Annotated in this window: 8 protein-coding genes; 1 reads left to right on the top strand and 7 read right to left on the bottom strand. The window is 44.5% G+C overall.

Going from position 1 to position 6,181, the window contains the following annotated elements; all coding sequences use genetic code 11:
* The 5 genes from RMO15_RS31885 to RMO15_RS31865 form a co-directional block, all read right to left on the bottom strand.
* A partial coding sequence (locus RMO15_RS31885; protein ID WP_309722925.1) for a hypothetical protein occupies window positions 1-642 on the bottom strand: 642 nt, incomplete at its 3' end.
* Entirely contained in the window at window positions 626-1,246 is a 621-nt protein-coding gene (locus tag RMO15_RS31880) for a hypothetical protein (protein ID WP_309722922.1), read from the bottom strand. The genes RMO15_RS31885 and RMO15_RS31880, both read right to left, overlap by 17 nt.
* A 191-nt stretch (window positions 1,247-1,437) precedes the next feature.
* Window positions 1,438-2,847: a hypothetical protein gene (locus RMO15_RS31875; RefSeq protein ID WP_309722919.1), complete on the bottom strand. Its 1,410-nt coding sequence runs from the start codon at window positions 2,845-2,847 to the stop codon at window positions 1,438-1,440.
* Entirely contained in the window at window positions 2,831-3,388 is a 558-nt protein-coding gene (locus RMO15_RS31870) for a hypothetical protein (protein ID WP_309722916.1), read from the bottom strand. The genes RMO15_RS31875 and RMO15_RS31870 overlap by 17 nt, the downstream gene beginning before the upstream one ends.
* 127 nt (window positions 3,389-3,515) lie before the next feature.
* The gene (locus tag RMO15_RS31865; RefSeq protein WP_309722913.1) at window positions 3,516-3,764 is read right to left on the bottom strand and encodes a hypothetical protein; all 249 of its coding nucleotides are present in this window, start codon (window positions 3,762-3,764) and stop codon (window positions 3,516-3,518) included.
* Between the two features lie 84 nt (window positions 3,765-3,848).
* On the opposite strand from RMO15_RS31865, the gene RMO15_RS31860 reads away from it, so the two are divergent.
* Window positions 3,849-5,114, top strand: a complete 1,266-nt coding sequence (locus RMO15_RS31860) for a hypothetical protein (RefSeq protein ID WP_309722912.1) — start codon at window positions 3,849-3,851, stop codon at window positions 5,112-5,114.
* Between the two features lie 7 nt (window positions 5,115-5,121).
* Here RMO15_RS31860 and rplA read toward each other — a convergent pair whose 3' ends face one another.
* Window positions 5,122-5,841, bottom strand: a complete 720-nt coding sequence (gene rplA, locus RMO15_RS31855) for a 50S ribosomal protein L1 (protein WP_309722909.1) — start codon at window positions 5,839-5,841, stop codon at window positions 5,122-5,124.
* 12 nt (window positions 5,842-5,853) lie between these two features.
* The coding region (gene rplK / locus RMO15_RS31850) for a 50S ribosomal protein L11 (RefSeq protein ID WP_309722906.1) at window positions 5,854-6,181 on the bottom strand (328 nt) is incomplete at its 5' end.

Genomic DNA, 6,181 nt, shown 5'->3' with positions numbered 1-6,181 from the left:
ATTTTGCGAATATTGAAAAAATGGTTGTAAACGAGCAACCCAGGATAAGCCTTTAAAATCTTCTCCCAGACGATCAAGCTGACCAGAGGTTAGTTTCACTGATAAATCAAAGAGAGAGTCGATAGGAAGTAAATTATCTGGAGATTTCTTGATTATTACTCTCAGAGATTTAACAGTTGTCCATGCTGGGCGATTACTATCATTATCTAAAAAACGTGAGTAATCACACAAAAGCAGAGTATCCTCATTCCATTTATACCAAATCTCTGATTTTTCATCTAAATACTGAATTAACTGATTTACGGATTTAGGCTTTTCAGATGGAGTAGATGAATATCTAGTAATTTTAAAACGACCGATCATAGAGAAAGGAGCTGATTTTACTGAATTTGATATGTATCGGTCTAAAGTTCGTGGTATCTCTGAAGCCAAATATTCCGGTTTTGCCATTGATATTGGATAGTCTTTTTCCATATTTGTTTTTCCAGAATCTTTCAACCAATCAAATTTTAATCTATCGAAGCTATCAGATTCTTTTTTTAGATATTCAAAAAGTGTATATGTTGATTTCTCTCCTGATTCAGAAATACATTCAAATAATAACATACGTCTATTTTGTACATTATCAATATAGTAAGACATTTGTGAGATTTTTTTTCGTTGTCTCTTTCAACTCAGTATTTAATTTATCTGATATATACTCAGGCGATATTTTTATTTTTTTATTTTCAGCGACACAGGCCTTCCATTCCGAGCGGGAAATTTGCTGGAGTAATTTCAACCCAATATAATTGAACGAAATCCCATCCGTCCCATCTGACGGAGGACTATGTGGTGCTTTGCTAGGCAATTCTTTACAAAGAGTTTCCAAACCATTTAAAAATTCTTCATCCTCTTTATTTTGAAGGAATTTTCCGAAATTTTTAGCTCGTACAGAGCGTTGAATTTGAAATATCTCCTTTCCATCACGCATTATTTTTACCCACTGCCACTGAGCATCTGACAAACTTAACAAAGATGACAAATCTTTCATTAATTTATCAATTGGTTTATTTTTAATAAAAGCTACTAATTCTTCACCAGCAGCACCATCTTTATCACTAGCTTCAATCAAAACACCCGTTTGACGTGAAGCAATCTCAAGCAACTCACCAAGATAGATGTGTGGCGCAGATATATTGACGGTTTCCTCTCTGCAATTCAGATTAATAGAGAGCAGAATCGGCACGATTAAAAAAAATGACATATCAAATATCCTCCTGCCTAACTAGACCGTGACGCTCGCTGGAGCAAGTTCCAGGTGTCTCTCGGGGGCTTTTTTTGAGGCCCATGACCCAGGAATGCGTAGGCTGCTCGCTACACAAAACAACCATATGCGTTCGCTCAGCATTCCATGCGGACGCGGAGCAAGCTCCGGGGAATGTACCCGTACGCTATTCATGGCATCTTTAGTTTTAAAACATGAACTAAGTTATTTTTGTAATGAATTCCAAGGCTCATGATCTTATTTTCTTCAGATATTTTTTCAAATTTACACTCATCTATTCTATTAGCCCAATCAGGAAATCCTATACCCATACCCCTTACTACTATATCAACAGTACATAAAAATAAGAGACTTATTTTAGATAATAAATCGTCTTCTATTTCTTTCAATGGAATTGTCTTTTTATCTTTCCTAATGTTATCAAGACCATTAATAACTTCATCCCTGACACAATCAAACATCTCTGCAACTGCTTTCATAGACGAATCTCGGTCAGGAACATCGTCTTTTATATTTTTAATTTTTCTGTAATTTAAATTTTTATCTCTATAAAAACGCTCTATCTGAGGTGGTAAATAATTCCGAATTGCATTTTTCGCGTTATCGATATTAATTTGTTTCAACCTTTTATAAGAAACAAACATTTTCTTTTTGTCAGGACTCTGAATAATCTCAATGCCAAATAATTTTATAATACTATTTTTTATATCGCTTATTCTGGCCTTCTCCATATCAATAACTTGTACTTTATATTTAGACAGACTATCATTAACTACATATTCAATACCTTCAATCTTAGATATATGCTGAAAAATGTTACCTACTGTAACGAATTTTTTTTTGACGTCCGTAATCAATTGTGGATTGTATCTTCGTTTATTTGGAAACTTGGAGAATATTTTTTTTATCTCAGCCTCATCTTTAGGAAATGCGCCAACAAGTAAAGGAGTTTCACCTATGGCTAAACTCACACCACCAATTTGAAATCGAAAATCATTATGAAAAACAAATTCCCAAGTCCATTTATTTGGCCCTAAAGGCCCTTTCAAGACATAAAAAATATTATCTTTATCAATCTCAATAACATTGAATTGTCCTTCTCGATTTACTAAGATTTGAACGATACGATGTAAATCAATTATCTTATTTCCTAATACTACTGCAAAAAAACTTTTCAAAAGAGAATTTTTTATATACTCACGAATTTCCAAAGAAAATTCCGTAAAATCATATTTCCTCTGATCATCAAGATCAAATTTAGGATAATTTTTCAGAATATAATTATCATAATCCGTTAAATTAAAAATATTCGACACAAAGCTATTTATATGCTTTATATCAATAGAGGGTATATTTCTATTCAATGAATAATCATTATAAATAACACATATGCTATTATTATTTTCTTTTTTTGCTCTTATAAAATTTTTTTTTATTATATCTATTATATTTTCATTAATAGATGATTCAGAAATAAATGTTGTAAATTTTTCCACAGATTGGCAAGCACGACAGTACCGCTGGCTAGACATTAGCCCAGCCAGCAGTATCAGAACAGTTTTTCTATGGAATTTTAGCATGTCCCCAAACATATCCGGTTGCATCAAGAGTAGAACCAGGGTTCATACTAATAGTTTGGCTTGAGGGAATTCCTGCTGATTTTGTCGGTGGTGCATAACCATTACCAACTGGAACTTCACCGTCTGTACTATCTGATGCACCATTCATAGTAAAGGTCATAGCTATAGATGAAGCTGCATAAACACCACCATTTTTGATTTCTCCTTGTACATAAAATTTTATATTTACGCCGGTAAGACTTTGTATAGATCCTCCATTAGTAAGTGTTGCGGTTAAATTACCTGCATACCAAGATTCATTTGATATCATATTGCCACGACAAACAACACCAATGCCAGTGATACCAGAACCTATTTCTTGACCAAATACTCCTTCGCCATCTAAATCAGGAACTATATTTCCAAACTCATCTTCATGTGTAAGGACATAACTCCTAGCACAAGTGCCATAGTTATCCCAAAATGCTCTGGAGCGCGCAACTGCCGATGGTGCAGGTGCCATAGATACAACTGCGATCAAACTGATAATCGAAGAAAACATATCAACCTCCTAGTTATCAAGAACACTACTATAGAGTGCACTTTAGTTATTTCAAGTGTACTCGTAAAATTAATCATTAGAAAGTCCCAAAAAGTGGGACATTGTTAACGCTTACGAGTTCGTTTTTTTACCCCCCCCCCCCCTTTTTTTCTGGCAATTCGCTCACGATTCGTCCCTCACGCGCCAGACGAACCGCGTCGTGGCGCTTCTGGATTCCTAGCACCTCTTTGATCCGCTTCCAGTACGTGTCCACGGTCTGCTCACTAAGGCACAGGGCTTCCGCCAGTACATGTGTCTCCGTCGTTCCCAGCTCCAAACTGCAATCCACCAGCGCCTTTAAATAAGACACCAACTCGAACTCCGTTCGCTCACTCATCAGCACTCTCCTACAATAACAGATGTACCGAGTCTACCGAGAGCAGTTTACAGGAATCTTACAGAAACGACCGAAAACTAAGCTGTGACGAAGAAAACCGAGTGGGCGATTGTAGCGACACTGTTTGTGCTGGTGGCCGCGCTCTGCCTCGCCTTCCAGAAACCGCTGACCTACCACGACGGCCAAGGCTGGGATGGGGTTTCCTACTTTCAGATGGCCCAGAGCATCGCCCACCACGAGCGTCCCAGCGCCATCGGGCCATTTGCCTTTCGCCTCGGCACGCCCGCACTGATCGCGTGGCTCTTTCCAGGGAGCCTCTTGCTTGGCTTCAAGCTCATCAACCTTGCCGCCTGCCTGCTCTCGACGGCCTTACTAACGCTCTGGCTCCGGCGCTTTATCGAAAACCCGTGGCTACGCCTCACTCTAATCGCTGCCTATCTCACCCAGTGGCACGCGCCGCTCCGCTTCACCGCCCACTACGCCGCCTACACCGACCCCTGGCTCTTTGTTTTCGTGCTGGGAGCGCTGCTTCTGAGCAGGCCACCCGACGGAACCCATCCGAACCCACCCGGCTCTCCGCTCATGCTTCGCTCCGAGCCACCCTCCCTTGAATCAAGGGAGGGTCGGCGGAGTGAGGAACGAACGAAGCAGGGGTGGGTTCCGCTGGATCGGTTCGAGTGGAGGCTGGTGCTGCTTTGTTTCCTCGGTGCGCTCTTCCGCGAGCCGGTGGTTGCCGTGCCGCTGGCGCTGTTTCTGGTAAGCCGAGGGCGGCAGTGGTTGCCATTGCTGGGGGGAATATTGGGGGTCGTCGCGACGCACTTGCTCTCCACCCAGACCGATAGCTACAGCTTCGCCCGCACCGTGGGACAGTGGGCTTACAACAAGCCACTGCCGGTTTATGTCCATGGGCTCTTTATCGCCTTCGGCCCTGCGCTGGTACTACCGATCTACTTCTGGCGAAAAGCGGCAGAGTGGCTCAAGAGTCAGCCGGTTCTGGCCTGGACACTGGCGATCTTTCTGGTGCTGGGCTGGGTAGGTGGCTCAGACACGGAGCGCATTGTCTACTGGGCGATGCCGATTGTTTACGCGCTCTTTGGGGCGATCTTAGAGGCACATGCACTCCCTAAGAGCTTTCTGATCACACTTGCTGCGCTCCAGCTTCTCTCGCAGCGGGTCTTTCAAACCCTCCCTGACTTCCCCGGCCCCTACCCCGAGCTCTGGTCGTATCAAGCGAGCCGAGGGACGCAGCTAATGGGGCTACTACTGCACGTCTTTGCAGTCGCTTTACTCTGGGGCTGGCTGAGGCAAACAAAAAGCCGGGAGCGAAACTCGCTCCCGGCTGAGGATTAACCCCGAACTACTTTTCGACGCGCTGTGCGACGGCAACATCCACACTAACCCCCGGCCCCATGCTAGAGGAGACGGTGATCTTCTGGATGTAGCGGCCCTTGGAGCTCGATGGCTTGGCCTTGACCAGGGTGCTGATCAAAACGGCCATGTTCTCATTGAGCAGCTCGACAGGAAAGCTTGCCTTACCGATGGGAGCGTGGATAATTCCACCCTTGTCCACACGGTAAGCAACGCGGGTTGCTTTCTTGATCGCGGTAACGACCTTGGTGACATCCGTGGTCACGGTGCCCGACTTGGGGTTGGGCATGCGCGGTCCAAGGATACGTCCCAGCTTACCGACTGCGGGCATCATGTCCGGTGTTGCCACCAGAACATCGAAGTCGCGCCAGCCGTTTTGGATCTTGGCGATCAGCTCGTCCGCGCCGACTTCGTCCGCACCGGCTGCCGTGGCAGCATCGGCGTTCGCGCCCTTAGCAAAGACGGCCACTTTCTGGCTCTTACCCGTGCCATGCGGCAGATCGGTGGTACCACGAACCATCTGGTCGCCCTGGCGAGGATCTACACCCAAGTTAATAGCAACATCCACGGTGGAGTCGAACTTGGTGGAGGCAGTTGCCTTCACCAGCTCAAGTGCGGCAAGTGGCTCGTAATGGGTGTTCTTGGTCACTTTCGCGGCTTCGGTCTTGAAGCGCGCGGAGATGACATGCTTTCGGTCTTGTTTTCGCATTGATTTTCTCCGTTACTCCGTGATCGTCACGCCCATAGAGCGGGCCGTGCCTTCGATAATACTCATCGCCGCATCCACATCGTTGGTGTTGAGGTCAGGAAGCTTCTTCTCGGCGATCTCTTTGAGCTGTGCCTTGGTGATCGAGCCGACCTTAACAGTGTTGGGATTACCCGAGCCCGACGGTACACCCGCTGCTTTTTTGAGCAGGTCGGACGCAGGCGGGGTCTTGGTCTCGAAAACGAACGAGCGGTCATCGTAGATGGTGATTACCACAGGCACAATCGAGCCCGCCATGTCGGCGGTCTTGGCGTTGTAGCCCTTAATAAACTCCATCATGTTG

It is taken from the genome of Armatimonas sp. (assembly GCF_031410135.1).
GTDB lineage: Bacteria > Armatimonadota > Armatimonadia > Armatimonadales > Armatimonadaceae > Armatimonas.
The sequence above is the reverse complement of the archived record's forward strand: the minus strand, read 5'-3'. Positions and strand labels throughout refer to the sequence as shown.

Excerpts from the sequence above, each read along its gene's own strand:
- rplA (WP_309722909.1), bottom strand. The coding sequence starts at position 5,841 with ATGCGAAAACAAGACCGAAAGCATGTCATCTCCGCGCGCTTCAAGACC.
- RMO15_RS31870 (WP_309722916.1), bottom strand. The coding sequence starts at position 3,388 with ATGTTTTCTTCGATTATCAGTTTGATCGCAGTTGTATCTATGGCACCT.
- RMO15_RS31880 (WP_309722922.1), bottom strand. The coding sequence starts at position 1,246 with ATGTCATTTTTTTTAATCGTGCCGATTCTGCTCTCTATTAATCTGAAT.
- RMO15_RS31865 (WP_309722913.1), bottom strand. The coding sequence starts at position 3,764 with ATGAGTGAGCGAACGGAGTTCGAGTTGGTGTCTTATTTAAAGGCGCTG.
- RMO15_RS31875 (WP_309722919.1), bottom strand. The coding sequence starts at position 2,847 with ATGCTAAAATTCCATAGAAAAACTGTTCTGATACTGCTGGCTGGGCTA.